The 26,443-nt window shown below is 66.3% G+C and carries 20 protein-coding genes; 16 read left to right on the top strand and 4 right to left on the bottom strand.

The genetic code is table 11. The annotated features are described in order from the left end of the window. Nucleotides 1-81: 81 nt before the first annotated feature. Complete coding sequence (locus PUN71_RS06450) at nt 82-1,401, bottom strand: ABC transporter substrate-binding protein (protein WP_277797747.1); 1,320 nt, start codon at nt 1,399-1,401, stop codon at nt 82-84. Between the two features lie 303 nt (nt 1,402-1,704). Between PUN71_RS06450 and PUN71_RS06445 the strand changes: the two genes are divergently transcribed. Both PUN71_RS06445 and PUN71_RS06440 read left to right on the top strand, forming a co-directional pair. Further along, on the top strand, nt 1,705-2,733 hold the full coding sequence (locus PUN71_RS06445) for a TerC family protein (protein ID WP_043454809.1): 1,029 nt from the start codon (nt 1,705-1,707) through the stop codon (nt 2,731-2,733). A 129-nt stretch (nt 2,734-2,862) separates the two neighbouring features. Beyond that, nucleotides 2,863-4,254, top strand: a complete 1,392-nt coding sequence (locus PUN71_RS06440) for an MFS transporter (protein WP_277797746.1) — start codon at nt 2,863-2,865, stop codon at nt 4,252-4,254. On the opposite strand, the gene PUN71_RS06435 is transcribed toward PUN71_RS06440, so the two are convergent. The 3 genes from PUN71_RS06435 to PUN71_RS06425 form a co-directional block, all read right to left on the bottom strand. Continuing rightward, nucleotides 4,240-5,523: an alpha/beta fold hydrolase gene (locus PUN71_RS06435; protein WP_277797922.1), complete on the bottom strand. Its 1,284-nt coding sequence runs from the start codon at nt 5,521-5,523 to the stop codon at nt 4,240-4,242. The two genes, PUN71_RS06440 and PUN71_RS06435, sit on opposite strands and share 15 nt — an antisense overlap. A gap of 64 nt (nt 5,524-5,587) precedes the next feature. After that, nucleotides 5,588-6,103, bottom strand: coding sequence for a GNAT family N-acetyltransferase (locus PUN71_RS06430; protein WP_277797745.1), 516 nt, complete (start codon nt 6,101-6,103; stop codon nt 5,588-5,590). A 70-nt stretch (nt 6,104-6,173) separates the two neighbouring features. Beyond that, nucleotides 6,174-8,717, bottom strand: a complete 2,544-nt coding sequence (locus PUN71_RS06425) for a DEAD/DEAH box helicase (RefSeq protein WP_277797744.1) — start codon at nt 8,715-8,717, stop codon at nt 6,174-6,176. Nucleotides 8,718-8,814: 97 nt separating this feature from the next. On the opposite strand from PUN71_RS06425, the gene PUN71_RS06420 reads away from it, so the two are divergent. The 14 genes from PUN71_RS06420 (at nt 8,815) to PUN71_RS06355 (ending at nt 26,433) form a co-directional block, all read left to right on the top strand. Beyond that, entirely contained in the window at nt 8,815-9,594 is a 780-nt protein-coding gene (locus PUN71_RS06420) for a trans-aconitate 2-methyltransferase (RefSeq protein ID WP_277797743.1), read from the top strand. A 137-nt stretch (nt 9,595-9,731) separates the two neighbouring features. Next, nucleotides 9,732-11,480 (top strand): ABC transporter ATP-binding protein, encoded by a 1,749-nt coding sequence (locus PUN71_RS06415; protein WP_277797742.1) that lies wholly within the window; start codon nt 9,732-9,734, stop codon nt 11,478-11,480. Next, nucleotides 11,477-13,288 carry an ABC transporter ATP-binding protein gene (locus PUN71_RS06410; RefSeq protein ID WP_277797741.1) on the top strand — a complete coding sequence of 604 codons (1,812 nt, stop codon included), beginning with the start codon at nt 11,477-11,479 and terminating at the stop codon, nt 13,286-13,288. The genes PUN71_RS06415 and PUN71_RS06410 overlap by 4 nt, the downstream gene beginning before the upstream one ends. Beyond that, nucleotides 13,285-13,665 (top strand): GntR family transcriptional regulator, encoded by a 381-nt coding sequence (locus tag PUN71_RS06405; protein WP_043454797.1) that lies wholly within the window; start codon nt 13,285-13,287, stop codon nt 13,663-13,665. The genes PUN71_RS06410 and PUN71_RS06405 overlap by 4 nt, the downstream gene beginning before the upstream one ends. Before the next feature lie 47 nt (nt 13,666-13,712). Beyond that, on the top strand, nt 13,713-16,637 hold the full coding sequence (gene uvrA / locus PUN71_RS06400) for an excinuclease ABC subunit UvrA (RefSeq protein ID WP_043454795.1): 2,925 nt from the start codon (nt 13,713-13,715) through the stop codon (nt 16,635-16,637). Nucleotides 16,638-16,716: 79 nt separating this feature from the next. After that, nucleotides 16,717-17,433 (top strand): HAD hydrolase-like protein, encoded by a 717-nt coding sequence (locus tag PUN71_RS06395; RefSeq protein WP_043454793.1) that lies wholly within the window; start codon nt 16,717-16,719, stop codon nt 17,431-17,433. Next, nucleotides 17,420-18,088, top strand: a complete 669-nt coding sequence (locus PUN71_RS06390) for a lysophospholipid acyltransferase family protein (protein ID WP_277797740.1) — start codon at nt 17,420-17,422, stop codon at nt 18,086-18,088. Before PUN71_RS06395 ends, PUN71_RS06390 begins: the two co-directional genes overlap by 14 nt. A gap of 83 nt (nt 18,089-18,171) precedes the next feature. After that, complete coding sequence (gene uvrC / locus PUN71_RS06385; protein ID WP_277797739.1) at nt 18,172-20,199, top strand: excinuclease ABC subunit UvrC; 2,028 nt, start codon at nt 18,172-18,174, stop codon at nt 20,197-20,199. A gap of 68 nt (nt 20,200-20,267) precedes the next feature. Then, complete coding sequence (gene rapZ, locus PUN71_RS06380) at nt 20,268-21,191, top strand: RNase adapter RapZ (protein WP_043454788.1); 924 nt, start codon at nt 20,268-20,270, stop codon at nt 21,189-21,191. Beyond that, nucleotides 21,191-22,207, top strand: a complete 1,017-nt coding sequence (locus PUN71_RS06375) for a gluconeogenesis factor YvcK family protein (protein WP_277797738.1) — start codon at nt 21,191-21,193, stop codon at nt 22,205-22,207. The genes rapZ and PUN71_RS06375 overlap by 1 nt, the downstream gene beginning before the upstream one ends. A gap of 9 nt (nt 22,208-22,216) precedes the next feature. After that, on the top strand, nt 22,217-23,197 hold the full coding sequence (gene whiA / locus PUN71_RS06370) for a DNA-binding protein WhiA (protein ID WP_043454785.1): 981 nt from the start codon (nt 22,217-22,219) through the stop codon (nt 23,195-23,197). Nucleotides 23,198-23,299: 102 nt separating this feature from the next. Continuing rightward, entirely contained in the window at nt 23,300-23,926 is a 627-nt protein-coding gene (locus PUN71_RS06365; protein ID WP_043454784.1) for a superoxide dismutase, read from the top strand. Nucleotides 23,927-24,185: 259 nt separating this feature from the next. Next, entirely contained in the window at nt 24,186-25,196 is a 1,011-nt protein-coding gene (gap, locus tag PUN71_RS06360) for a type I glyceraldehyde-3-phosphate dehydrogenase (protein ID WP_043454782.1), read from the top strand. A 10-nt stretch (nt 25,197-25,206) separates the two neighbouring features. Beyond that, entirely contained in the window at nt 25,207-26,433 is a 1,227-nt protein-coding gene (locus PUN71_RS06355; RefSeq protein WP_043454781.1) for a phosphoglycerate kinase, read from the top strand. Nucleotides 26,434-26,443 lie beyond the last annotated feature (10 nt).

Raw genomic sequence — 26,443 nt, 5'->3', positions numbered from 1 at the left:
CCGGGCCCCGCCAAGCGGGAACCTAACGGAACGGCGGCACCCCGGGTGGGGTGCCGCCGTCGTTCTTTCCGGTCCAGCCGCCTATTTCCTTGCGGAGTCGATCATGCCCTGGGCTTCCTGGACAAGTCCCTTGGCCGCGTCGGACGGGGACTTTCGGTCGAACAGGACATCGGTGCTGTACCGCTGGATCAGCGCCTGGACCCCGGAGGAACCTGTGGGTGGCACCGGGGGCACGTTCTTCAGGTCCGGCTTGATGTCCTTCAGGAAGGCCGCAGCAGCTTTGTCCGCGGGCGTGAGCAGCGGGTCGATCGCCGCCTGGACCTCCGAGTTGGTGGGGAACCCGCGCTCCGTCAGGATGGTCTTGGCCGCGTCCAGGTTGTTGAGCAGGTAGTTCACCACCTCGGCGGCTTCCTTGGGGTGCTTGCTGCGCGAGGAAACCGACCAGAACATTGACGGCTTGTAGGACATGCCGTTGTCCCTGGCGCTGCCGGTGGAGCTCGGTGCCCGCAGGATTTTGACCTCGGTCTTGAGTGCGGACTGGAGCGCATTGACCTGGTTGGTCCACCACCACGACATGGCTGTCTTGCCCGTGGCGAAGAGAGTCTGTTCGACGGGGGCACTGATGTCTTCGGTGGCGATGTTGGCGGGCGGGGCAGCATTCCGGTTGCGCAGGTTCAGCACGTTCTGGAAGAACGAGGTGGCGGTGTCCTCCGTGAAACCGAGGCCGCGGTCCGCCGAGTACAGCGAGCCGCCATGCTGCATCGCCCAGGTGTTCAGGTCCGAATCCGTCAGGGAGTAGGAGCTGCCGTAGTTCGTCTGGCCTGCCTTTGCGGCTGCTGCGGCAATTTGTGCCGCAGTCGTCGTGTAGTCATCCCAGGTCCAGGTCTTGTCGTCCGGGATGGGGACACCGTAATCCTGGAACATTTTGGTGTTGATCATCACGGCCTTGGCGTTCTGGCCTGTGCTCAGGCCGTACTGCTTGCCGTCGACCTGGCCTGACGTGAGGGCGTCCCGGTCGATCTTGGACGTGTCGATGTTGCCCTGTTTGGACAGGTCCAGCAGTGCGCCGCGGCCGCCATATTCGGCGATATAGGCCTGGTCCATCTGGATAATGTCGGGGGAGTCGTTGGCGGCTGTGGTGGTGGCCAGTTTGTCCCAGTAGCTGCTCCATACCCCGGGCTCGGCCTCGATCCTGATATTCGGATGTGATGCCTGGAACGCGTCGATGACCTGCTGGGTCTGCTTGTTCCGGAGGTCGTTGCCCCACCAGGTGAACCGGACGGTGACGTTTCCGCCGCTGTCGCCGGCGGAGGATGACGAGCAGCCCGAGGCCAGCAGGGCCAAAGCGGCGGCAGTGGCGAGGGTCTTGACCATTCGATTGCTGCGGAGAGGAGTCTTCATTGACCATGACTTTCTGGAAGAAACACCGGAATGTGAGAAAACGGTTTCTCGTTGGTTGCGATTATCACAAGTCCGGCGGCCCGCCGTCAACGGATTTCTGGAAACCGTTATCCAGCCGGCGCAGACCCCCACCTCCCTGGGGTACAGTTAAAGCACGTAGGGGAGTATCCCAAGCGCTACGATCGTCAGCACGCAGGGCACAGTTGCCCCGCCGGGCGTAGCGGGCCGCCGTATCAGCACCAAGTGCACAGGCAGGCCGGAGAGACTTACACCGATTTTGTGTACCCTGCGAAAGGCTTCCTTGTGCCCGATTTGCCCGTATGGTTTGAGGTCGGCTCGTTCGTCGTCCTCGGCCTCATCCTCCTGACCGATCTCCTCCTGGTGGTCCGGCGCCCGCACGAACCGTCCATGAAGGAAGCCGGCCTCTGGGTGGCCTTCTACGTCGCCCTCGCCATGGTGTTCGCCGGTGCCATGTTCGCCTTCACGGGTGCGGAGTTCGGCAGCCAGTTCGTGGCCGGCTGGGTCACGGAATACAGCCTCAGCATCGACAACCTGTTCGTGTTCATCATCATCATGGCCAGGTTCTCGGTACCGCGGAAATACCAGCAGGAAGTGCTGATGGTGGGCATCATCATCGCCCTGATCCTGCGCGGAATCTTCATCATGCTTGGCGCCATCGTCATTGAACAGTTCAGCTGGGTGTTCTACATCTTCGGGGCGTTCCTGCTCTGGACGGCCTGGAAACAGGCCCAGGACGAGGGCGAAGAGGAGGAAGACCGCGAGAACCCGCTGATCGCAAGGATCCGCAAAGTCATCCCCATGTCCGAAAAGTTCGACGGCGGCAAGCTGCGGACCACGGTGAACGGCAAGAAGGTGTTCACCCCCATGGTGATCGTCTTCATCACCATCGGCCTCACCGACCTGCTGTTCGCGGTCGATTCCATTCCCGCGATTTTCGGCCTGACCCAGAGCCCGTTCATCGTCTTCACGGCCAACCTGTTCGCCCTCATGGGCCTGCGCCAGCTGTACTTCCTGCTTGGCGGGCTGATGAACCGGCTGATCTACCTGAAGCACGCCCTGTCCTTCATCCTCGCGTTCATCGGCATCAAGCTTGTCCTGCACGCCATGCACGTCAACGAGCTGCCCTTCATCAACGGCGGCCACCATATCGAGTGGGCGCCGGAGATCCCCACTTATGTCTCGCTCGCCGTCATCGTGGGCACCATCATCATTGCCGTCGTCGCCAGTCTGCTCAGCTCCAAGGCCCAGCTCGCCACGATCGATCCACGGCTCGAGGAAGACGCCCGCAAGAGCCACAGCGACGTCGAATAAGTACGGACTCTTGTGTTGCACCAGGACATCCCGGCCGCCCCGCGGCCGGGATGTCCTGGTTAAAGACCGGCCGGATGCAGGGGTGCAGAACCCCTGTGGCGGTCGACTGCACAGGACTATGCTCGGATCATGGCCCGCACACTTGTTGAGGAACAGGGCGTGGCCCAGGTGCAGCGGCGCACCATTGTGCTCTTGAGCCTGGCCCAGGTCTTCGGTGGACTCGGTACGGGATCCACCGTGTCCATCGGTTCCATCCTGGCTGTAGAACTCTCCGGTTCCAGCGCCTGGGCGGGCTCCGTAGCCACCGTCATGACCCTGGGGGCAGCCGCCGCAGCACTTCCGCTGGCCGCGCTGGCGGAACGGCACGGCCGCCGGGCCGGGCAGGTGGCAGGCCTGTCGGCGGCCCTGGCAGGGGCCGTCCTCATGGTGCTGGCCGTCGTCAGCGGCCTCTTCATCCTGCTGGTCCTGGGATCTGCCGGAATCGGTGTAGGGACGGCGGCCAGCCTGCAGGCAAGGTTTGCGGCCGCTGATCTCGCTGCGGCCGGGCACCGCGGGAGGGCGCTGTCCACCGTGGTCTGGGCGGTGACCGTGGGCGCCGTTGCCGGGCCCAACCTGATCCAGCCGGGGACCGCCGTCGGGATGGCGCTGGGCCTGCCGCCCATTGCCGGTCCGTTCGTCATCTCCGGCGCCGGGCTCCTCATCGCCACCGTCCTTGTGTATGCCGGTCTTCGCCCCGACCCCCTGCTGCTGGCGCGCCGGCTGTCCTCGGCCGGCAATGCATCCCCGTACGTCCTCCCCGCCGCTCCGGGGAACAAGGCGCCGGTGCCCGGCGTACTGCCGGCACCCGCCGGCGTCGTTCCGGCCGCCACGGCAGCCGGCCGGGGATCGCTGCGCCGCGCCCTGCGGGCCATCCGGGGCTCAGGGATGGCGCTGCTGGCCGTATCTGCCGTGGTGGCCGCGCATGCGGTGATGGTCGGCGTCATGTCCATGACCCCCCTGCACCTGCAGCACCTGGTGGAAGGACCAGGGTCCCACGCCGGGCACATTGCCGAAGGGGATGTGCTGGTGATCATTGGTTTTACGATTTCGCTGCACATCGCCGGGATGTTCGCCCTCTCGCCGGTCATGGGCTGGCTGACCGACCGGGCCGGCAGGGTGGAGACCATCATGATCGGCTTCACGGTGCTGGTCGCCGCCGTGGCCGTCGCCGGATTCGGGCAGTCATCCACCGCAGCCGTGGCAGTGGGCCTGGTGCTGCTGGGCATGGGCTGGTCCGCGGCCACCATCTCGGCCTCCACCCTGCTGGCCGACAGCGTAGGGCAGGACGTCCGGGTGGCGGTGCAGGGCGCTTCGGACATGCTGATGGGCGCCGCGGGAGCCGTGGGCGGGGCCTTCTCCGGGTTGGTCCTCGGATTCGCCGGCTACCTGGGCCTGAACCTGCTCGGCGGGGCCATCGGGGCCGCAGTCCTGGCCGCCGCCGTCGTGGCGCGCACCTCGCGCCGGCGGTCAGCGGCCGCCTGAACGTACCATGCCGAGCAGGCGGGCAAAGATCCTTTCGCCGTCGTCGGCAATCCCGTCATGGTGGAAGTCGGCCGTTTCCCAGACCTGCAGGCCACGGACCTGGGCCGCGGTCCGGAGGGAGAGATCCCGGTCCACGTAGATGTCGTCCGAATAGACGGCCGCCGCCACGGGAACGGAGTTGGAGCCAAGCACTTGCAGGTCATAGAGCGGTTTCCAATCCTGCTTGCCGGCCACCAGGTCCGCCACTTCCTGCAGCGGCTGCAGGGCGGGGTCCTGCTCGAAGTACCACGGATACACCATCTCGCCCGTCAGCAGCAGCGGCTCGGTGTCCGGCCGGAACCAGGGGTTTTCCGCGAGCATCCGCCAGGCCGACCAGTTGGTGGCCTGCCCCTGCGCATAGATGGATTCATGCATCAGCGCATACAGCGGATTGGAGCGGCGCGAGACCACGCCGTGGAGCTGTTCCAGGAACGTGTCCGAGAGCCGGGGTCCCCCGGCTGTGGCCACGAAGGCGTCCTCCAGCAGGTAGTGGAGGCTGTCCACGCGGGTGTTTCCGCCCAGGTAGGCCCCCGCCATCTGGAACCGTTCCACGGTGAGGCGTTCGCCGTCGGGCAGGAATTCCGGGATGGTGCGCAGGTGCCGGGCGATCCTCTCCACGGTGTCCCGGTCCTCGGGATACCAGCCGAAGTACTCCTCGTTCCGGGCCGCCACCCGCTGGAAGGTGGCCCGGTAGACGTCGTCCGCGCTGCCGCTGAGCGGGGCCAGGCCGCCGGTGATGAGCACTTCGCGCAGGCCCCTGGGGGCGAAGGACAGGTACGTCAAGGCGCAGAAACCACCGTAACTCTGTCCGTAGATGGTCCAGGGCGGTGAGTCGAGGGCATTGCGGATCAGCTCCGCGTCGGCCACGATCGAGTCCGCCCTGAAGTGCTCCAGGTAGGCGGCCTGTTCGGCTGGTGACCCGCGGCCGGGCAGGGTCCTGCGGTCGATGGGGGTGGAGAGCCCGGTGCCGCGCTGGTCCAGCATGAGGATGCGGAAATCCTGGGCAGCGGCTTTGCTCCAGCCGCCCAAAGAACCCCACCTGTTGCCTCGCCCGCCGGGGCCGCCCTGCAGGAACAGGAGCCAGGGCAGCTGCGCGGCGGCTTCCTCGCTGTGTGCCGCGGAGACGTACTCGCGGGCGAAGACGGTGAGGGTTTCCGGTGACTGCCCGCTGCCGCCCTTCGCTCCGAAATGGTCCAGGGGCACCGTGAAGTAGTGCTCCACGGTGCGCATGCCACGGAACTCGTGCCTGGCCCTGATCTCATGCCCGGCTGCAGCCAACCGTGCCACCGGAGCGTCAGCCACGGGAAGCGGCAGGCAGGGAACTGCTGGATTCCGACCGGCCGAACTGGTCCAGCGCCTCGCCGGCCAGGCGGAAGGTGGACCAGCCGTCCATGGGGCGGGCCCCCAGGCGGCGGTAGAAATTGATGGAGGGCTCGTTCCAGTCCAGCACGCTCCATTCCACGCGTGCGTACCCCTTCTCGACGGCGATCGCGGCAAGGTGCTGCAGCAGGGCCTTGCCGTGCCCTTCGCCGCGGGCTTCGGGGCTGACGTACAGGTCCTCCAGGTAGATGCCGTGCACACCCTCCCAGGTGGAGTAGTTGAGGAACCACAGCGCGAAGCCCTGCACGTCGCCGGCCACGTTCTCAGCCATGGCCACGTACACGCGGGGGTTGTCGCCAAAAAGCACCTGCTCCAGCATTCCGGGGGTGTTCCGGACGGCGTCGGGTTCCTTCTCGTAATGTGCCAGTTCGTGGATCATTCGGAGGATGGCGGGCACGTCTTGCCGGGTTGCGGGGCGGATTACACTCATGGTTCCGAGCTTACCGCCGGCCCGCCCGCCATACGGGCACACCACCATCGCGGCAGCGGCCGTCCGTCCGCTACAGCCGGTTGACGCCGGTGACCCTGACCACGGCGGTTCCGGTGGCATCCGATTCAGCCAAATCCACCTCGGCCGAAATTCCCCAGTCGTGGTGGCCCGCCGGATCGTCGAAGATCTGGCGCACGTTCCAGTGGCCGGGTTCCTCGGTGATAATCAGCAGTCCAGGGCCGCGTGCATCCGGTCCGGTCCCGATGTCGTCGTGTTCGTCGAAGTAGTCGTCCAGGGCATCTTCCCACCGGTCGGCGTCCCAGCCTGAGCCGCCGTCGAGCTCTCCAAGCGCCGTGGCGTCCTCATCCGCGAACAGTTCCACCCGGCGGAACATCTCATTGCGCACCATCACCCGGAACGCCCGGATATTGGCGGTGAGCGACGGCGGCGGGGGCGGTGGTGCGTCATGCGGCGTGGGCGCTGCCCCGGAGGTCAGTTCCTCCCATTCGTCGAGGAGGCTGGAGTCGACCTGCCGCACCAGTTCGCCGAGCCACGCGGTCAGGTCCGCCAGGTCCTCGCGGAGCATGTCCTGCGGCACCGTCTGGCGAAGCGCCTTGAAAGCATCGGCAAGGTACCGCAGGACGATCCCTTCGGAGCGGGCCAGGCCGTAGAACTGGACGAATTCGCCAAAGTTCATCGCCCGCTCGTACATGTCGCGGACCACGGACTTGGGTGCCAGCTCAAAGTCGCCCACCCACGGGGCGGCTTTCCGGTACACCTCGAACGCTTCGCCGAGGATCCCGGCCAGCGGCTGCGGGTAGGTGACCTCTTCCAGCATGGCCATCCGCTGGTCGTACTCGATGCCGTCCGCCTTCATGGCAGCGATGGCTTCGCCGCGGGCTTTCTTCTGCTGGGCGGACAGGATCTGCCGCGGCTTCTCCAGCGTCGCCTCGATCACGGAGACCACGTCAAGGGCGTACGACGGCGACTCCGGGTCAAGGAGTTCCAGTGCGGCAAGTGCGAAGGGGGAGAGCGGCTGGTTCAGCGCGAAGTTCGGCTGCAGGTGGACGGTCAGCCTGACGGTGCGTCCATCGGGAGCCTGTTCCTCCGGCGGGATGCGTTCGATCACTTCGGCGGCGAGCAGTTCCCGGTAAATGCCCAGGGCCTTCTTCATCAGCCGCAGCTGGGAAGCGCGCGGTTCGTGGTTTTCGGTGAGCAGCCTGCGCGCCGCGGCGAACGGATCACCGGGGCGTTCCATGAGGTTCATCAGCATGGCGTGCGTCACCGTGAAGCTGGAGGTCAGCGGATCCGGGACGGATTCGACCAGCCGGTTGAACGTCGGTTCGCCCCAGGACACGAAGCCCTCCGGCGGCTTCTTCTTCACCACCTGGCGCAGCTTCTTCTGGTCGTCCCCGAATTTGGCGGTGGCCTTCGCCATCGCCTTGACGTTCTCGATCACGTGCTCGGGGGCCTGCACCACAACGGTTCCGGCGGTGTCGTAGCCCGCCCGGCCTGCCCGGCCCGCGATCTGGTGGAACTCACGCGGGTTCAGCAGGCGGGTGCGGACGCCGTCGTACTTGCTCAAGGCGGTGAGCAGCACCGTCCTGATCGGCACGTTGATGCCGACGCCCAAGGTGTCCGTCCCGCAGATGACTTTGAGCAGGCCCGCCTGCGCCAGCTGCTCCACCAGCCGGCGGTACTTGGGCAGCATGCCGGCGTGGTGGACGCCGATGCCGTGCCGCACCAGTCTGTTGAGGGTCTTGCCGAATCCGGCGGCGAACCGGAAGTTGGCGATCAACTCGGCGATCTTGTCCTTTTCCTCCCGGGTGCAAACGTTGATGCTCATCAGGTTCTGGGCGCGGTCGATCGCCTCGAGCTGGCTGAAATGCACCACGTAAACGGGCACCTGGCGGGTGGAGAGCAGCTCTTCGAGCGTCTCGTGGACGGGAGTCTGCTGATAGTAGTAGTGCAGCGGGATGGGACGCTCGACTGAACTGACTGTGGTGGTGGCGCGGCCCGTCAGCGCCGTCAGCCCCTCCTCGAACCGTGTGACGTCGCCAAGCGTGGCAGACATCAGGAGGAACTGGGCCTGCGGAAGTTCAAGCAGGGGGACCTGCCACGCCCAGCCGCGCTGCGGGTCGGAGTAGAAATGGAACTCATCCATGATCACCGCACCCAGATCGGCGGCGGCCCCCTCGCGAAGGGCCGTGTTCGCCAGGATCTCCGCCGTGCAGCAGATGATGGGCGCATCCTGGTTTACCCCCGAGTCGCCGGTGATCATCCCCACGTTTTCCGCGCCGAAGATGTCGCAGAGCGCGAAGAACTTTTCGGACACCAGGGCCTTGATGGGCGCCGTGTAGTAGCTCCGCCGCCCCTGCGCCAGGGCCTGGAAGTGCGCGGCGATGGCCACCAGGGACTTCCCGGACCCGGTGGGCGTTGCCAGGATGACGTTCGCACCCGTTGCCAGCTCCACGATGGCCTCGTCCTGGGCCGGGTACAGGGAAAGGCCCCGGCTTTCCGTCCACTCAACAAACCGGGAGTACAGGGCGTCAGGGTCGACGGCGCCGGCCGGGTCGGGGGCGTGCAGGTCGGTCAGCTGGTCAACGAGTTTCATTGACTTCAACCTTAGTGCCACGTTGCCGGCGGGTTCAGCGTCCCGGCGGGTTAGGCTACGGCTTGGCCCGGAGTGCGTCAGAACCTGGAGAAGAAATATGAAATGGGATCCCGCAAAGTACGTCCAGTTCGGTGACTACCGGGACCGGCCCTTCTTTGACCTCACGGCCCGGATCCACGCCTCCGCGCCTGCGCGCGTGGTGGACCTCGGCTGCGGGCCGGGAAACCTCACGGCAACGCTGGCGGAACGGTGGCCGCGGGCAGCCGTCCAGGGCATCGATTCATCCGCGGAAATGCTTGCGAAGGCCGCGCCCCTGGCAGCCGGCCTGCCCGGCCTGCAGTTCATGCAGGCTGACATCGCCGGATGGATGCCCGATTCCGGGACGGACGTTGTGGTGAGCAACGCCGCCCTGCAGTGGGTTCCAGGCCACCAGGAGCTGATGGCAAAGTGGCTGGCGGCCCTGCGGCCCGGAGCCTGGTTTGCCATGCAGGTACCGGGCAACTTCAACGCCCCCTCCCATGCGCTGATGCGGGGCCTCGCCGCCTCGGAGCGCTGGTCGGAAAAGCTGGGCGGCGTGCTGCGGGGTGGAGAATCGGTGGGCGAACCGGCGGACTACCTGGGCATCCTGCTGGACGCCGGATGCGCCGCCGACGCGTGGGAGACCAGCTACCAGCAGGTCCTGGCGGGACCCGACCCCGTCCTGGAATGGGTCCGCGGCACGGCGTTGCGGCCGGTCATGGCAGCACTTGGCGGGGAAGACGCCAAACGGTTCGAATCCGAATACGCCGCCGCCTTGCGGGAGGCCTATCCGCCCGGTCCCCACGGGACCATTTTTCCCTTCCGCAGGATCTTCGCCGTAGGCCGCAAACTGGACTGACAACCCGGTGGCCGGCAGGTTTCCCTGCCAGTCACACGCCTTGACAGCAAAGAAAAGTGATCTGGCTTACAATGGCCACTGATTGAGGGGTCAAGCCGCTGGCCCCCTCTTCGGCCGTAGGCATTACAGGGGGTATCTTGCTGGTCGGACTCATGAAGCGGCAGCTCAAAGGACAGTACGCGGGCGTCGGGGTAATCCTTGTCCTCCAGCTGGTCCAGGCCGGCGCCAACCTGCTGCTGCCCACCCTGAACGCCGCCATCATCGACGATGGCATCGTCGCGGGGAAGCCTGAGGTGATCTCCCGGCTCGGTGCCATGATGGCTGTCGTGGCCGTGGTGCAGGCGGCTGCTGCCATCGCGGCGGGCTACCTCGGCGCCGTCGTCGCCATGCGGATCGGGCACCGCCTGCGGGCCGAAGTCTTCGCCCGGATCCAGTCACTGTCCTCGCAGGACGTGGCCCTCTTTGGCACCCAAAGCCTGACCACCCGCGCCACGAACGACGTCCAGCAGATCCAGGCGTTCGCCGTGCTGGTCTTCACCATGCTCTTCGCGGGGCCGGCCATGGGCGTCGGCGGCATCGTGCTGGCCCTGCAGCAGGATGTGGCGCTGTCCGTGGTGGTGATCGCCGTCGTGCCCCTGCTCCTGCTGATCATGTACCTGGTCGTCCGCCGGCTGATTCCGCTGTACCGCGAGGGCCAGGACCTGCTGGACCGGTCGGGCGGAATCCTGCGTGAGCAGATCATAGGTGTGGACGTCATCCGCGCCTTTGTCCGCCAGAGGCACGAAGCACGGCGGTTTGCCACCACCAACGCGGGCCTCACCGCCAACAACCTCCAGTCCGCCCTCCTGGTGGCCGGGATGCTCCCGATGATCATGGTGGTGGTGAACCTGAGTTCCGTGGCCGTGGTGTGGTTCGGCGGCCACCGCATCCAGGCGGGACAGATGAACCTCGGCGCGCTCACGGCCTTCATCGCCTATATCATGCAGATCCTGCTGGCGATCATGATGGCCATGTACGTGCTCATGACGGCGCCGCGGGCCGCGGTCTGCGCGGAACGCATCCAGGCCGTCCTGGACACAGATCCGTCCGTCACCACCGCTTCCCCGGCACAACAGCAGCCAATGCCGGATGCGGCAGGCAGGCCGGCGCCGCTGGTGTTCCACGACGTCGCCTTCTCGTATCCAGGAGCAGAAGCGCCCGTTCTCGCGGACGTCAGTTTCACCGCGGCTCCCGGCACTACCACGGCAATCGTCGGCGCCACCGGCAGCGGCAAAACGACCCTGCTTAACCTCATTCCGCGGTTCCTCGACCCCACCGCAGGCCGGATCACCCTGGGTGGCCACGACATCAGGGACCTGCCCCTGGACCAACTCCGCGCCGCCATGGCCGTCGTGCCCCAGCACTCGCACCTGTTCACCGGGACCATCGCCGACAATTTGCGGATGGCGGACCCGCAGGCCACGGACGACGAACTGTGGGATGCGCTGGAAACAGCGCAGACCATGCGGTTCATGCGTGACCTTCCCCTGGGGCTGGCCACGCCGGTGGGCCAGGGCGGTGCCAGCCTGTCAGGTGGCCAGCGGCAGCGTCTGTGCATTGCCAGGGCACTGCTGCGCAGGGCGCCCCTCTGCCTCTTCGACGACAGCTTCTCCTCCCTCGACTACGACACCGACACCAGGCTCCGGCAAGCCCTGGACCAGGTCCTGGCCGCAGCCACGGTGGTGGTAGTGGCCGAACGCATTGCCACGGTGGAGGATGCCGACCTCATCCTGGTGCTCGACGGCGGCCGGCTGGTTGCGCAGGGAACCCACCAGGACCTGCTGGAAACATCCGCCACCTACCGGGAGATTGCCGAGTCACAGCTGGCCCTGGATGGCGCCCCGTGACGGCGGGGGAGGAAACCGGGGAAACGGAGCACAGGTTCTGGCCCACCGCCCGGAGGCTCCTCGGCCTCCTGCGTCCCTTCCGCCTGCAAATGCTGGGAGCGGTGGCCGCCACCTGCGCCTTCGCGGCCCTCAATGTCGCCGCCCCGAAGTATCTCGGCGACGCCACCGACGTTGTGGTGGAAGCCATCTTCCAGGGCAGCCTGGACCAGCGGCTTGGCATCCTGCTGGCGGCGGTGTCGGTGATGTACGTCTTCGCCTCCCTGTTCAACTGGGCGCAGGGGGCGTTGACGGCCCATGCCGTCCAGGGAGTCATGTACGGACTGCGCGCCTCGGTGGAGGACAAGCTGCACCGCCTGCCCTCGACCTATTTCCGTGAACGGTCCCGCGGCGACGTCCTGAGCCGTGCCACCAACGACATCGACAACATTGCCCAGGCCCTCAACCAGGTCCTGACCCAGCTGATCGTGTCGGTGCTGATGCTGTGCGGCTCACTGGCCATGATGCTGTGGATCTCCCCGCTGCTCGCGGCCATCGCCGTCGCCACCGTTCCCCTCTCCACCTGGATCACCGTGGTGGTGGCCCGGCGGTCCCAGGAGCATTTTGGCCGGCAATGGAAGGAGACCGGCGAACTGAACGCATACGTCGAGGAGTTCATCAGCGGGCATGAGGTCATCAAGGCCTTCGGACGGCAGGCACAGGCTGCCGAGGTCTTCCGCCGCAGCAACGGCCGGCTGGCGCGGGCTGCCGCCAAAGCCCAGTATTCAGCCGGGGTGGTCCAGCCGCTGATGGTGCTGGTGTCCAACCTCAATTACATCGCCGTTGCCGTCGTCGGGGCGCTGCAGGTCATCGCCGGCACCATGACCATTGGCGGCGTCCAGGCCTTCATCCAGTTCAGCCGCCTGTTCACCCAGCCGGTGGGGCAGATCGGCGGGCTGCTGAACGTCATGCAGTCCTGCGCGGCGTCCGCGGCCCGGGTCTTCGTGCTCCTGGATGCCGGTGAAGACCCGGAGGAGCCTCCCGGCGGGGCAGCCGATGCACCCCCGGCCGGCAGCATCGCCTTCCACGACGTCACCTTCGGCTACCCCGGAGCCGTCTCCGCCGTCAGGAACCTCAGCTTCACCGTGGCACCCGGCCAGGCCGTGGCCATCGTGGGACACACCGGTGCGGGAAAGAGCACCGTCATCAATCTCTTGATGCGGTTCCTGGAACCCTCATCGGGGCGGATCAGCATCGGCGGAACGGACATCGCCAACATCCCCCGCGACCGGCTCCGGTCCCGGTTCGGCGTGGTGCCCCAGGATTCCTGGCTCTTTGCCGGAACCATCCGGGACAACATCGCCTACGGACGGCCGGACGCCCCGGATACGGCCATTGTTGCCGCCGCCGAGGCAACCTACGCGGACCGCTTCATCAGGTCCCTGCCGCACGGCTACGGCACCGTGCTGGAGAACGGCGGCGAACCACTGAGCCAGGGGCAGCGGCAGCTCATCACCATCGCCAGGGCGCAACTGGCCGGACGTGCCGTGCTGGTCCTGGACGAGGCCACCAGCTCGGTGGACTCCAGGACAGAACTGCTCATCCGCCAGGCAATGCAGCGCCTCCGCCACGGGCGGACGAGTTTCGTGATCGCCCACCGTTTGTCCACCATCCGCAACGCTGATCTAATTCTGGTCATGGACCACGGACGCATCGTTGAGCAGGGCACGCACGCCAACCTGCTTGCTGCCAACAGCTACTATGCCAGGCTGTACAACGCACATTTCGCCGAACGGGACGGCAGGGCCGGCGTCCTGGAGGGCGGCCTGTGAACGGCACCGGCGACTTTCCCGGCTCCTGGCGGCCCAACGCCGCCAGCAGCGTGGCGCTGTTCGAACAGCTGCGGCTGCAAATCATCCACCTGGCCGACAACGGCGCACTGCCACCGGGCACCAGGCTCCCAGCGGTGCGGGCACTGGCGGAAACGCTGGACGTCGCCCCACACACGGTGGCCCGGGCCTACAAGGAGCTGGAAGCGGCAGGCGTCGTCGCCACCCGCGGGCGGAACGGCACGGTCGTCTCTGCCCGTGACGAGCGGCTGGGCGGGCTGTCTGCCGCCGCCGCCGCGTATGCCGCCGTCGCAAAATCCCAAGGCGCCAGCTTCGCCGAAGCGGTGAAGATCCTCGCCGCCGCCTACGATGTTCCCTGACGGCGGAACCGTCAGTGTTCGAAAAAGTTTTCGATTAGCATAATGGGGTGCCTAAAGCCTTAGCTGAAGAAACCCCTGCCGCCTCCATCGCCGCCACCGTCCCCGCCGCTGCCGCTCCGGCACGCCCGGACCTCTCCCGCCTCGTGGTCAAGGGGGCGCGGGAGCACAACCTGCGCAACGTGGACCTTGACCTGCCGCGCGACGCCATGATCGTCTTCACCGGGCTGTCCGGGTCCGGCAAATCCTCGCTGGCGTTCGACACCATCTTCGCCGAAGGCCAGCGGCGCTACGTGGAATCCCTGTCCGCGTATGCGCGCCAGTTCCTGGGCCAGGTGGACAAGCCTGACGTCGACTTCATCGAAGGTCTCTCGCCCGCGGTGTCGATCGACCAGAAATCCACCAGCAAGAACCCGCGGTCCACGGTGGGCACCATCACCGAAATCTACGACTACATGCGCCTCCTGTGGGCGCGCGTCGGCAGGCCGCACTGCCCCGTATGCGGGGAGCCGGTGTCCAAGCAGACGCCACAGCAAATCGTGGACCAGCTCCTGGAACTCGACGAGGGCACCCGCTTCCAGGTCCTGGCCCCCGTGGTGCGCGGGCGCAAGGGCGAGTTCGTGGACCTCTTCAAGGAGCTCACCGCCAAGGGCTACTCGCGGGCACGGGTGGACGGCAACCTGGTCCAGCTGAGTGATCCGCCCAAGCTCGGCAAGCAGTTCAAGCACACCATCGAAGTGGTGGTGGACCGCCTGGTGGTGAAGGAAGGGATCAGCCAGCGCCTGACCGACTCCATCGAGACCGCGCTGGGACTGGCCGAGGGCCGCGTCCTGGCGGAGTTCGTCGACCTTGAGGCTGACGCGCCGGGCCGGATCCGGGCGTTCTCCGAAAACCTTGCCTGCCCCAACGAGCACCCGCTCGCCATCGACGAGATCGAGCCCCGTTCCTTCTCCTTCAACAATCCCTTTGGTGCCTGCGCCGCCTGCAGCGGCATCGGCACCCGGCTCGAGGTGGATGAGGAACTGATCGTTCCCAACCCGGAGCTGTCCCTGTCCGAGGGCGCCATCGCCCCCTGGTCGTTGGGCACCGCCACCACCGAATACTGGAACCGGCTCCTGGAAGGCCTGGCCAAGGAAGTCGGCTTCTCCATGACCACCCCGTGGGAGAAGCTGGGCAAGGACGTGCGCCAGACCATCCTGCACGGCAAGGACCACAAAGTAGTGGTGCAGTACCGGAACCGCTTTGGCCGGGAACGGAAATACAGCACCGGCTTCGAGGGCGCGATCCAGTACGTGCACCGCAAGCACGGTGAGACAGACTCCGACTGGGCCCGCGACCGCTATGAGGAGTACATGCGGCAGGTTCCCTGCCCCGCCTGCAACGGCGCCCGCCTTAACCCTGCATCCCTGTCTGTGCTGATCAACGGCAAGTCCATTGCCGAAGTGGCCGCCCTGCCCATGCGGGAGTGCGCGGACTTCCTGAACAACCTGGTCCTCACCGGCCGCGAGGCACAGATCGCGCACCAGGTCCTCAAGGAGATCCAGGCCCGCCTCACGTTCCTCCTGGACGTTGGCCTGGAGTACCTCAACCTTGAGCGTCCATCCGCCACCCTTTCCGGCGGCGAAGCACAGCGCATCCGGCTTGCCACCCAGATTGGTTCCGGCCTGGTGGGGGTCCTCTACGTCCTCGACGAACCGTCCATCGGCCTGCACCAGCGGGACAACCGCAGGCTCATCGAAACACTCACCCGGCTCCGCGACATGGGCAACACCCTCATCGTCGTCGAGCACGATGAGGACACCATCCACGTCGCCGACTGGATCGTTGACATCGGACCCGGTGCCGGCGAACACGGCGGCCAGGTGGTCCACTCCGGCACCTACAAGGAGCTGCTGGACAACAAGGACTCCCTGACCGGCGACTACCTGTCTGGCCGCAAGGCTATTGAGGTGCCCAAAAAGCGCCGCAAATACGACAAGAAGCGCGAAATCAAAGTTGTCGGTGCCCGCGAGAACAACCTCGTGAACGTCGACGCCGCCTTCCCCCTGGGGCTGTTCACAGCCGTGACCGGCGTCAGCGGCTCGGGCAAGTCCACGCTCGTCAACGAGATCCTCTACAAGGTGCTGGCCAACAAGCTCAACGGCGCCAAACAGGTGGCCGGCCGGCACAAGACCGTCCAGGGACTGGAGCACCTGGACAAGGTGGTCCACGTGGACCAGAGCCCCATCGGCCGTACCCCGCGGTCCAACCCCGCCACCTACACCGGGGTCTTCGACAACATCCGCAAGCTCTTCGCGGAGACCACCGAGGCCAAGGTGCGCGGCTACCTGCCAGGCCGGTTCTCGTTCAACGTCAAGGGCGGCCGCTGCGAGGCGTGCTCCGGCGACGGCACGCTGAAGATCGAAATGAACTTCCTGCCGGACGTCTACGTCCCCTGCGAAGTGTGCCACGGCGCCCGGTACAACCGGGAAACCCTCGAGGTGCACTACAAGGGCAAGACCATCGCGGACGTACTCAACATGCCCATCGAGGAGGGTGCGGAGTTCTTCGCGGCCTTCTCACCCATCGCCCGCCATCTCAACACCCTGGTGGACGTCGGCCTTGGCTACGTGCGCCTGGGCCAGCCCGCCACCACCCTTTCCGGCGGTGAAGCGCAGCGCGTCAAGCTGGCGGCGGAACTGCAGAAGCGGTCCAACGGGCGCAGCATCTACGTCCTGGACGAACCCACCACGGGCCTGCACTTCGAAGACATCCGCAAGCTGCTGATGGTCCTTCAGGGGCTGGTGGACAAGGGCAACACGGTGATCACCATCGAGCACAACCTCGATGTGATCAAGAGCGCCGACTGGCTGGTGGACCTGGGCCCGGACGGCGGCTCGGGCGGAGGCCAGATCGTGGCCGCGGGTACCCCGGAGCAGGTGGCCAAGTCCACCACGAGCCACACCGGGAAGTTCCTTGCGGAGATCCTGGGCTGACGGACGGAAAATCTGCCCGAATATTCCCGCAGGGGAATGTGAGTTTCAGGCACTCCTGCTGTCGTGAGAAACTAACCCGGTGACTTCAACAACTGTGCCCGTGATCTTTGACCTGGACGGCACTCTTGTCGATCCGGCCGGTGGAATAACTGAGGGAATTGCATCGGCCCTCCGGGAGCTGGGGCTCCCGGTTCCCGGCCAGGAACTGCTCGATGCGATGATCGGCCCCAAGCTCAGCGACTCACTGCTCAACGTGGCAAAGGTACCGGCGGACCAACTCGGAGAAGTGGTCCGCCGGTACCGCGAGTACTACGTCGCCACCGGAATCGGCCAGAGCCGGCTCTACCCGGGCATCCGGGACATCCTCGAATCCTTCGCGGCTGCGGGCCACCCTGTGGCCGTGGCCACCCAAAAACCCCAGCGCCTGGCGCATAAAGTGTTGGCACACCACGGCATCGACGGGTTCTTCCAGGGCATCCACGGTTCCGCCGATGACGAAACGGCAGTTGAGGGCGTGCCGCTGGGCAAGACCCAGATCATCGCCGCCGCCCTCCGGGACCTGGACACCCAGCACGCCATCATGGTGGGGGACCGCGCCCAGGACGTCGCCGGCGCCATCGCGAACGGACTGGATTGCATCGGGGTCAGCTGGGGCTTCGCTCCGGAGGGGGAACTGGAGGAAGCCGGCTCCGTCGCGGTCGTCACGACCGGCGAGGAACTGGTGGCCGTTATCGGAAGGCTGCAGGCCATCCACGCAGCGGCCATGAGCGGGGTGAGCAACGATGGAAATGTTTGATGCCGTCCGCTGGACCACGCGCAACCTGATCGCCGGCACCTGCCGGCCAACCGTCGTCGGACTCGAAAACGTCCCCTCGGACGGGCCCTTTATCGTGGCCCCCAACCACCTTTCCTTCTTCGACAGCGTGATCGTCCAGGCACTCATGCCCCGCCCGGTCGCCTTCTTCGCCAAAGCCGAGTACTTCACCACCGGCGGCGTCAAGGGCAAGGTCATGAAGGCCTTCTTCGAATCGGTGGGTTCCATTCCGGTGGAGCGCGGTGAACAGGCCGCAAGCGTCCAGGCGCTCAAGACCCTGCTGGACATCCTCGAATCAGGCCGCGGTATCGGCATCTACCCCGAGGGCACCCGGTCCCGGGACGGCATCCTCTACCGGGGACGCACGGGGGTCGGCTGGCTGGCCCTTACCACCGGCGCACCCGTGATCCCGGTGGGCCTGATCGGCACCGAGAAGCTCCAGCGCGCCGGGGAAAAAGGGGTCAGGCCGCAGCACTTCACCATGAAGGTGGGTGAACCGCTGTACTTCGACAAGACCGGACCGGACCACTCCCTGCCCGCCCGCCGGGAAGTCACGGACCGGATCATGGACGCAATTGCCGGGCTCAGTGGCCAGCCACGTTCGGCGAGCTACAACCAGAGCAAGACTGTCGAATAGGCCCGGGCCCCATTGACAGCCCGCCCGCAGCCAATGGGGCGCTGCTGTCAATGAGGTACGGCGCGACTCAGTAGACTTGATAGGTGGCAAATCCAGCAAGTTACCGGCCCAAAACCGGTGAAATACCCACCAACCCCGGCGTCTACCGTTTCCGTGATCCGCACGGGCGGGTCATCTACGTCGGCAAGGCGAAAAGCCTCCGGTCCCGGCTGAACTCGTACTTCGCCAACCCGGCCGGGCTGCTGCCGAAGACCTACGCGATGGTCCACGCGGCCAGCAGCGTCGAATGGACCGTGGTGGGCAGCGAACTGGAGTCGCTGCAGCTGGAATACACCTGGATCAAGGAATTCAAACCGCGCTTCAACGTGGTGTTCCGGGATGACAAAACCTATCCCTACCTCGCTGTCACCATGAGCGAAAAGTATCCGCGCGTGCAGGTCATGCGGGGGGACAAGCGGAAAGGGACCCGCTACTTCGGTCCCTACACGGCCGGCGCCATCCGGGAAACGATGGACACCCTGCTGCGGGTCTTCCCCGTCCGGAGCTGCAGCGCGGGCGTCTTCAAGCGTGCCGAGGCCAGCGGCAGGCCGTGCCTGCTGGGCTACATCGACAAATGCTCCGCGCCCTGCGTGGGGCGCATCGGGCCCGAGGACCACCGGGCACTGGCCGAGGACTTCTGCGCCTTCATGGGCGGCGAGGCCAAGCGGTTCATCAACAAGCTCGAAAAGCAGATGGCCGACGCCGTGGCGAAACTGGATTACGAGCACGCGGCGCGGCTGCGCGACGACATCACGGCCCTCCGCAAGGTCTTTGAACGCAATGCCGTCGTGCTGGCCGAAGACACCGACGCCGACGTCTTTGCCCTGCACGAGGATGAACTCGAAGCCGCCGTCCAGGTGTTCCACGTCCGCGGCGGCAGGATCCGAGGCCAGCGCGGCTGGGTGGTGGAAAAGGTGGAGGACTTCACCACCCCCGACCTGGTGGAACACCTCCTGCTGCAGGTCTACGGCGAGGACGGCGACACCCACGGCCGGCTGCCCCGGGAAATCCTGGTTCCGGTGGAGCCCAGCAACACCGACGACCTCGCCACCTGGCTGGGCGGTATCCGCGGTGCCAAGGTGGACATCCGCGTGCCCCGCCGCGGGGACAAAGCCGCCCTGATGTCCACCGTGCGGGAAAACGCCGAACACGCCCTGAAGCTGCATAAGACGCGGCGGGCAGGAGACATCACGGTCAGGTCCCAGGCGCTGCAGGAACTCCAGGAAGCCCTTGACCTGCCGGTGCCCCTGCTCCGGATCGAGTGCTTCGATGTGTCCCACGTCCAGGGCACCAACGTGGTGGCCTCCATGGTGGTGGTGGAGGACGGCCTGCCCAAGAAGTCGGACTACCGCAAGTTCTCGATCACCGGTCCCGCGGCCGCCGACGACACGGCGGCGATGCACGACGTCCTGACCCGCCGGTTCCGCCACTACCTTAAGGACAAATCGGCCCAGGTGGACGAATCGGTCCTTGCCGCGGATCCCGCGGACCTGTCGGACAGCCCAGACGCCGCAGACCCCGCCCCGGGCAGCACGGTGCTGGACAGCACCACGCCTGCGCCCAAGGCGAAGTTTGCCTACCCGCCCAACCTGGTGGTGGTGGACGGCGGGCAGCCACAGGTGAACGCGGCGGCCCGGGCCCTGAAGGACCTGGGCATCGACGATGTCTACGTGGTGGGCCTCGCCAAGCGCCTGGAGGAAGTGTGGCTGCCGGACAGCGACTTCCCGGTGATCCTGCCCCGCACCTCGCAGGGGCTGTACCTGCTGCAGCGGATCCGGGACGAGGCGCACCGCTTCGCCATTACGTTCCATCGGCAGAAGCGCGGCAAGGCCATGACCGTATCGGCGCTGGATGCCGTCCCCGGCCTGGGCGCCTCCAAGCGGAAGGCCCTGCTGGCACACTTCGGATCCGTCAAGGGAGTGAAGGCGGCCAGCGCCGAAGAGCTTGCGCAGGCCAAGGGCATCGGCCCGGCCCTGGCCACCGCCATCGTGAACCACTTCGCCGGGGACGGGACCGAACCTGCGTCCGTGCCCGCCATCAACATGACCACCGGCGAAATCATTGAATCTTAGCTAGGGTAAAGGACGGGGCGGCGCCACTGCGGTTGCCCTGCGGACAACAAGGAAACGGGGCAGGCTTCATGGCAGACACGACGGCGGAATCCGGAGCGGGGCACGACGGGCTGGAACCCGTCAAGCCGCTCGAAGCGGAGCTGCTGGTGGTCACCGGAATGTCCGGCGCCGGCCGGAGCACTGCCGCCGACGCGTTGGAGGACCACGGCTGGTACGTCGTGGAGAACCTCCCGCCCCAGATGCTGGGCACGCTGGCGGAACTGGTATCGCATGCCCCGCAGTCCATTCCCCGGCTGGCGGTGGTGATCGACGTCCGCAGCAAGGGCCTCTTCGCCGACATCCGTGCGGCGCTGGGCGCACTGGCGGCGAGCGGCGTCACCTTCCGCGTCCTGTTCCTGGATGCCAGCGACAACGTCCTGGTCCGGCGCTTCGAGCAGGGACGCCGTCCGCACCCCCTGCAGGGCGGCGGACGCATCCTCGACGGCATCGCCGCGGAACGCGAGCTGCTGCAGGAACTGCGCGACAGCTCCGACGTCGTCCTGGACACCTCCAACTACAACGTCCACGGCCTGGCCACCGCCATCACTGAACTGTTCAGCGAAACCGGCCCGGTGGCCCTGCGCCTGAACGTGATGAGCTTCGGCTTCAAGTACGGCCTGCCCGTCGATGCCAACTACGTGGCGGACGTCCGGTTCATCCCCAACCCGCACTGGGTGCCCCAGCTGCGCCCGCTGACCGGCCTGGACAAGGATGTCAGCGACTACGTGCTGGAGGCGGAGGGCGTCAAGAACTTCGTGGACCGCTACGTCCTGGCGCTGGAGCCCGTCCTGGAGGGGTACCGCAGGGAGAACAAGCACTACGCCACCATCGCGGTGGGCTGCACCGGCGGCAAGCACCGCTCCGTCGCGGTCGCCGTCGAACTCTCCAAGAAACTCGCGCAGTACCCGCGGGTCACGGTGACCACCGCGCACCGGGATCTGGGCCGCGAGTAATGGCGCTTTTCACCGGAGCCCTGCCCCTGGTGCCGCCGGCCGGTAAAGGCCCGGGACAGCAGGACAAGGGTCCCAATGTGGTGGCTTTGGGCGGCGGCCACGGCCTGGCGGCCTCGCTCTCTGCCTTGCGCCTGCTCACCTCCGAACTCACCGCGGTGGTGACGGTGGCGGACGACGGCGGCTCGTCCGGGCGTCTGCGCGAGGAGTACGGCGTCCTTCCGCCCGGAGACCTGCGCATGGCGCTCTCCGCGCTCTGTGACGACACCGATTGGGGCCGGACCTGGCGTGACGTCATGCAGCACCGGTTCCGCCCCGGCAAAGGCCCTGGCGGTTCGCTGGATGAGCACGCCATGGGCAACCTGCTGATCATCACGCTCTGGGAACTGCTCGGGGACACAGTGGCCGGGCTCAAATGGGCCGGCGCCCTGCTGGGTGCCCGCGGCCAGGTCCTGCCCATGTCGACGGTTCCGCTGACCATCGAAGGCGACGTCCGGGTGAGCGCGCCTGACGGAGGAACCGCGCTGCAGACCATCCGGGGCCAGGCACGTTGCGCCGTGGCCGGTTCACTGGAGGAAGTCCGGCTGCTGCCCAAAGCGGCACCGGCCTGCACGGATGCCCTGACCGCCATCGAGCTTGCGGACTGGGTGGTCCTGGGCCCGGGCTCCTGGTACACGTCTGTCCTGCCGCACCTGCTGCTGCCCGAAATGCGGCAGGCCCTGTGCAGCACGCCGGCCAAGCGGTGCCTGACCATGAACCTCGCCACAGACACGAAGGAGACCTCCGGCATGACGGCGGCGGACCATCTGCACGTCCTGCGCCGGTACGCCCCCGAGTTCAGCGTCGACGTCGTCCTCGCGGACCCGGCGTCCGTACCGGACAGGCAGGAGTTCGAGAAGGCGGCCGGCATGATCGGCGCCGAGGTGGTCTTGGGTAAAGTAGGGGCGTCGGGACGCCGCCCCGTCCACGAGCCGCTCCGGCTGGCCACGGCGTACCAGGACATTTTTGGGAACAGTTAGGAAGGTGCCATGGCACTGACAGCATCGGTCAAGGAAGAACTGTCCCGTCTGGACATCAAGAAGTCATCAGTGCGCAAGGCAGAAGTTTCCGCCATGCTCCGGTTCGCCGGCGGACTGCACATCATCTCGGGCCGGATCGTCATCGAGGCGGAAGTGGACCTGGCGTCCACTGCCCGCCGGCTCCGGGCCGCCATCGCCGAGGTGTACGGACACCAAAGCGAAATCATCGTCGTGTCCGCCGGCGGACTGCGCCGCGCCAGCCGCTACGTGGTCCGGGTGGTCCGCGACGGTGAGGCGCTGGCGCGGCAGACCGGCCTGCTCGATGGCCGGGGCCGCCCCGTGCGCGGGCTGCCGTCCGCCGTCGTCAATGGCTCGGCGGCAGACGCCGAGGCTGTCTGGCGCGGTGCGTTCCTGGCCCACGGTTCGCTGACGGAACCCGGCCGCTCGTCGTCGCTGGAGGTCACCTGCCCCGGCCCTGAGTCCGCCCTGGCCCTGGTGGGCGCCGCCCGCCGCCTGGACATCCAGGCCAAGGCACGGGAAGTCAGGGGAGTGGACCGGGTGGTCATCCGCGACGGGGACACCATCGCTGCGCTGCTGACCCGGATGGGTGCCCACGACGCCCTGATGGTGTGGGAGGAGCGCCGCATGCGCAAGGAGGTCAGGGCCACGGCCAACCGGCTCGCCAACTTTGACGACGCCAACCTGCGCCGTTCTGCGCAGGCAGCCGTTGCCGCCGGTGCGCGGGTGGAGCGGGCCCTGGAAATCCTGGGCGACGACGTTCCGGACCACCTGAAGTATGCGGGCGAACTCCGCGTGGCCCACAAACAGGCAAGCCTGGATGAACTGGGCCGGCTCGCCGACCCCGTCATGACCAAGGACGCCATTGCCGGCCGCATCCGCCGCCTGCTCGCCATGGCCGACAAGCGCGCCCTTGACCTGGGGATACCCGGCACGGACGCCAATGTGACGCCGGAAATGCTGGACGAGTAAGCGCCCCATAGAATCAAAAAAGGATTCCGGGCACCCGCTGCCCGGATGCACAATCCGAGAGGTACCAACCGGACCCTGGGGTCCACGATATTGGAGGATTTTGTGACCGAGTACGTTTTGCCGGAACTCAGCTACGACTACGCCGCCCTCGAACCGCACATTTCTGCGCGGATCATGGAGCTGCACCACAGCAAGCACCACGCGGCTTACGTGGCAGGTGCCAACAACGCCCTGGCACAGCTGGCCGAGGCCCGCGAAAAGGGCGACTTCGCCAACATCAACCGCCTGTCGAAGGACCTCGCGTTCCACACCGGCGGCCACATCAACCACTCCGTGTTCTGGAAGAACCTCTCCCCGGACGGCGGCGACAAGCCCGAAGGTGAGCTGGCAGCCGCAATCGACGACGCCTTCGGTTCCTTCGACGCGTTCCGCGCCCAGTTCTCCGCCGCGGCACTTGGCCTGCAGGGCTCCGGCTGGGGTTTCCTGGCGTACGAACCCATCGGCGGCAACCTGGTCATCGAGCAGCTCTACGACCAGCAGGGCAACACGGCACTGGGCACCACCCCGCTGCTGATGCTGGACATGTGGGAGCACGCCTTCTACCTGGACTACGTCAACGTCAAGGCCGACTACGTCAAGGCGTTCTGGAACATCGTCAACTGGGCGGACGTCGCCCAGCGCTTCGAGGCAGCACGCGCCAACGCCACGGGCCTCATCACCCTCCCGTAGTGACCCGGGTTATACCCCGCTGTAACAAACTTCACGTTCGGACTTAAACCGGCCGGGATGTGGACGGTCCGCCCCCGCACTTGCGGGGGCGGACCCAGTTAAACGTAAGATAGGTCACGGAAGGCGGTTAGCCTTCAGCAATGAGGCTGGTCGCCCTCCGTGTTAATCATCTCTGCCCAATGGCGTGCGGGATCTGTTAGTTGGCTTGAACGCCCGCTCAACTAGTAGTGCTTCTCAAAGCACCAAGGAGACTGTAAAAGTGACGACCCGTATTGGTATCAACGGCTTCGGCCGCATTGGCCGCAACTACTTCCGCGCAGCACTTGCCCAAGGCGCGGACCTTGAGATCGTTGCAGTCAACGACCTCACCAGCCCCGAAGCCCTGGCGCACCTGTTCAAGTACGACTCCGTCGGCGGGCGGCTGAAGGAAACCATCGAGGTCAAGGACGGCAACATCGTCGTCAACGGCAATGTGGTCAAGGTCCTGGCGGAACGCGATCCCGCCAACCTGCCCTGGGGCGAATTGGGCGTGGACATCGTCATCGAATCCACCGGTTTCTTCACCAAGGCAGCCGACGCGCAGAAGCACATCGCAGCCGGCGCCAAGAAGGTCCTGATTTCCGCTCCCGCGTCGGACGAGGACATCACCATCGTGATGGGTGTGAACCACAACCTCTACGACAACGACAAGCACAACATCATTTCCAACGCATCCTGCACCACCAACTGCCTCGGCCCGCTGGCCAAGGTCGTCAACGACGAATTCGGCATCGAGCGTGGCCTCATGACCACCGTCCACGCCTACACGGCCGACCAGAACCTGCAGGACGGCCCGCACAAGGACCTGCGCCGTGCCCGCGCCGCCGCCATCAACATGGTGCCCACCTCCACCGGTGCCGCCAAGGCCATCGGCCTGGTCCTGCCGGAGCTCAAGGGCAAGCTTGACGGCTACGCCATCCGCGTCCCCGTGCCCACCGGCTCCGCCACCGACCTCACCGTCACCGTCTCCCGCGAGACCACCGTCGAGGAAGTTAACGCCGCGCTCAAGCGTGCCTCCGAGTCCGACGAGCTGCAGGGCTTCCTGACCTACACGGAAGAGCCCATCGTCTCCTCCGACATCGTCGGAGACCCCGCGTCCTCCATCTTCGACGCCGGCCTGACCAAGGTCATTGGCAACCAGGTCAAGGTTGTTTCCTGGTATGACAACGAATGGGGCTACTCCAACCGCCTCGTGGACCTTACGGAGCTTGTCGCATCCAAGCTGGGCTAGGGTTAGACACATGACATCACACACCCTCAACGAACTGATCGCTGAAGGTGTCCGCGGGCGGTACATTCTGGTTCGAAGTGACCTGAATGTGCCGCTCGACGGCTCTACAGTGACTGACGACGGCCGCATCAAGGCCTCGCTTCCAGTGCTGGCAAAGCTCACGGACGCCGGTGCCCGCGTGCTGGTAACAGCCCACCTTGGACGCCCCAAGGGCGCCCCTGATGAAAAGTACTCCCTGCGTCCCGCGGTGGACCGCCTTGCCGAACTGGCGGGCTTCAAGGTCACCCTGGCAGCCGATACCGTCGGTGACGCTGCCAAGGCAGCGGCGGCGGCCTTGCAGGACGGTGAAGCGCTGGTCCTGGAGAACGTCCGCTTCGACGCCCGCGAGACCAGCAAGGACGACGCCGAGCGCGGCGCCTTCGCCGACGAACTGGTCGCCCTTACCGGCACCAACGGTGCCTTCGTGGACGACGCCTTCGGCGCCGTGCACCGCAAGCACGCCAGCGTCTACGACGTCGCCACCCGGCTTCCGTCGTACCAGGGCGACCTGGTGCACACCGAGGTGGAAGTCCTCAAGAAGCTGACCAGCGACACCCAGCGCCCGTACGTCGTGGTGCTTGGCGGTTCGAAGGTCTCGGACAAGCTGGCCGTCATCGACAACCTGCTCGGCAAGGCCGACACCATCCTGGTGGGCGGCGGGATGCTCTTCACCTTCCTGGCAGCGCAGGGCCACAAGGTCGCCTCAAGCCTGCTTGAGGAAGACCAGATCCCCGTGGTCCAGGACTACCTGAAGCGGGCAGCGGACGCGGGCACGGAATTCGTGGTTCCCACGGACGTCGTCGTCGCAGAGAAGTTCGCCGCAGACGCCAGGCACGAAACCGTGGCGGCCGACGCCATCGAGGGCAGCAGCTTTGGCGCCCAGGGCATCGGCCTCGACATCGGACCCGACACCTCGGCCGCTTTTGCCGAACGGATCAAGACGGCCCGGACGGTTTTCTGGAACGGCCCCATGGGTGTCTTCGAATTCGAGGCATTCTCGGCAGGCACCCGGGCCATCGCCCAGGCCCTCACCGCCACCGACGGTTTCACCGTGGTAGGCGGTGGCGATTCTGCTGCGGCCGTGCGCACCCTGGGGTTCACCGATGACCAGTTCGGCCACATTTCGACCGGTGGCGGTGCCAGCCTGGAGTACCTCGAAGGCAAGGAACTTCCGGGCCTCAGCGTCCTGGACCGGTAGCACTCCCGCT

Origin of the sequence: Arthrobacter sp. NQ7, from assembly GCF_029581595.2 — a bacterium.
Lineage (GTDB): Bacteria > Actinomycetota > Actinomycetes > Actinomycetales > Micrococcaceae > Arthrobacter > Arthrobacter phenanthrenivorans_B.
This window is presented reverse-complemented; position numbering and strand designations above follow the sequence as displayed.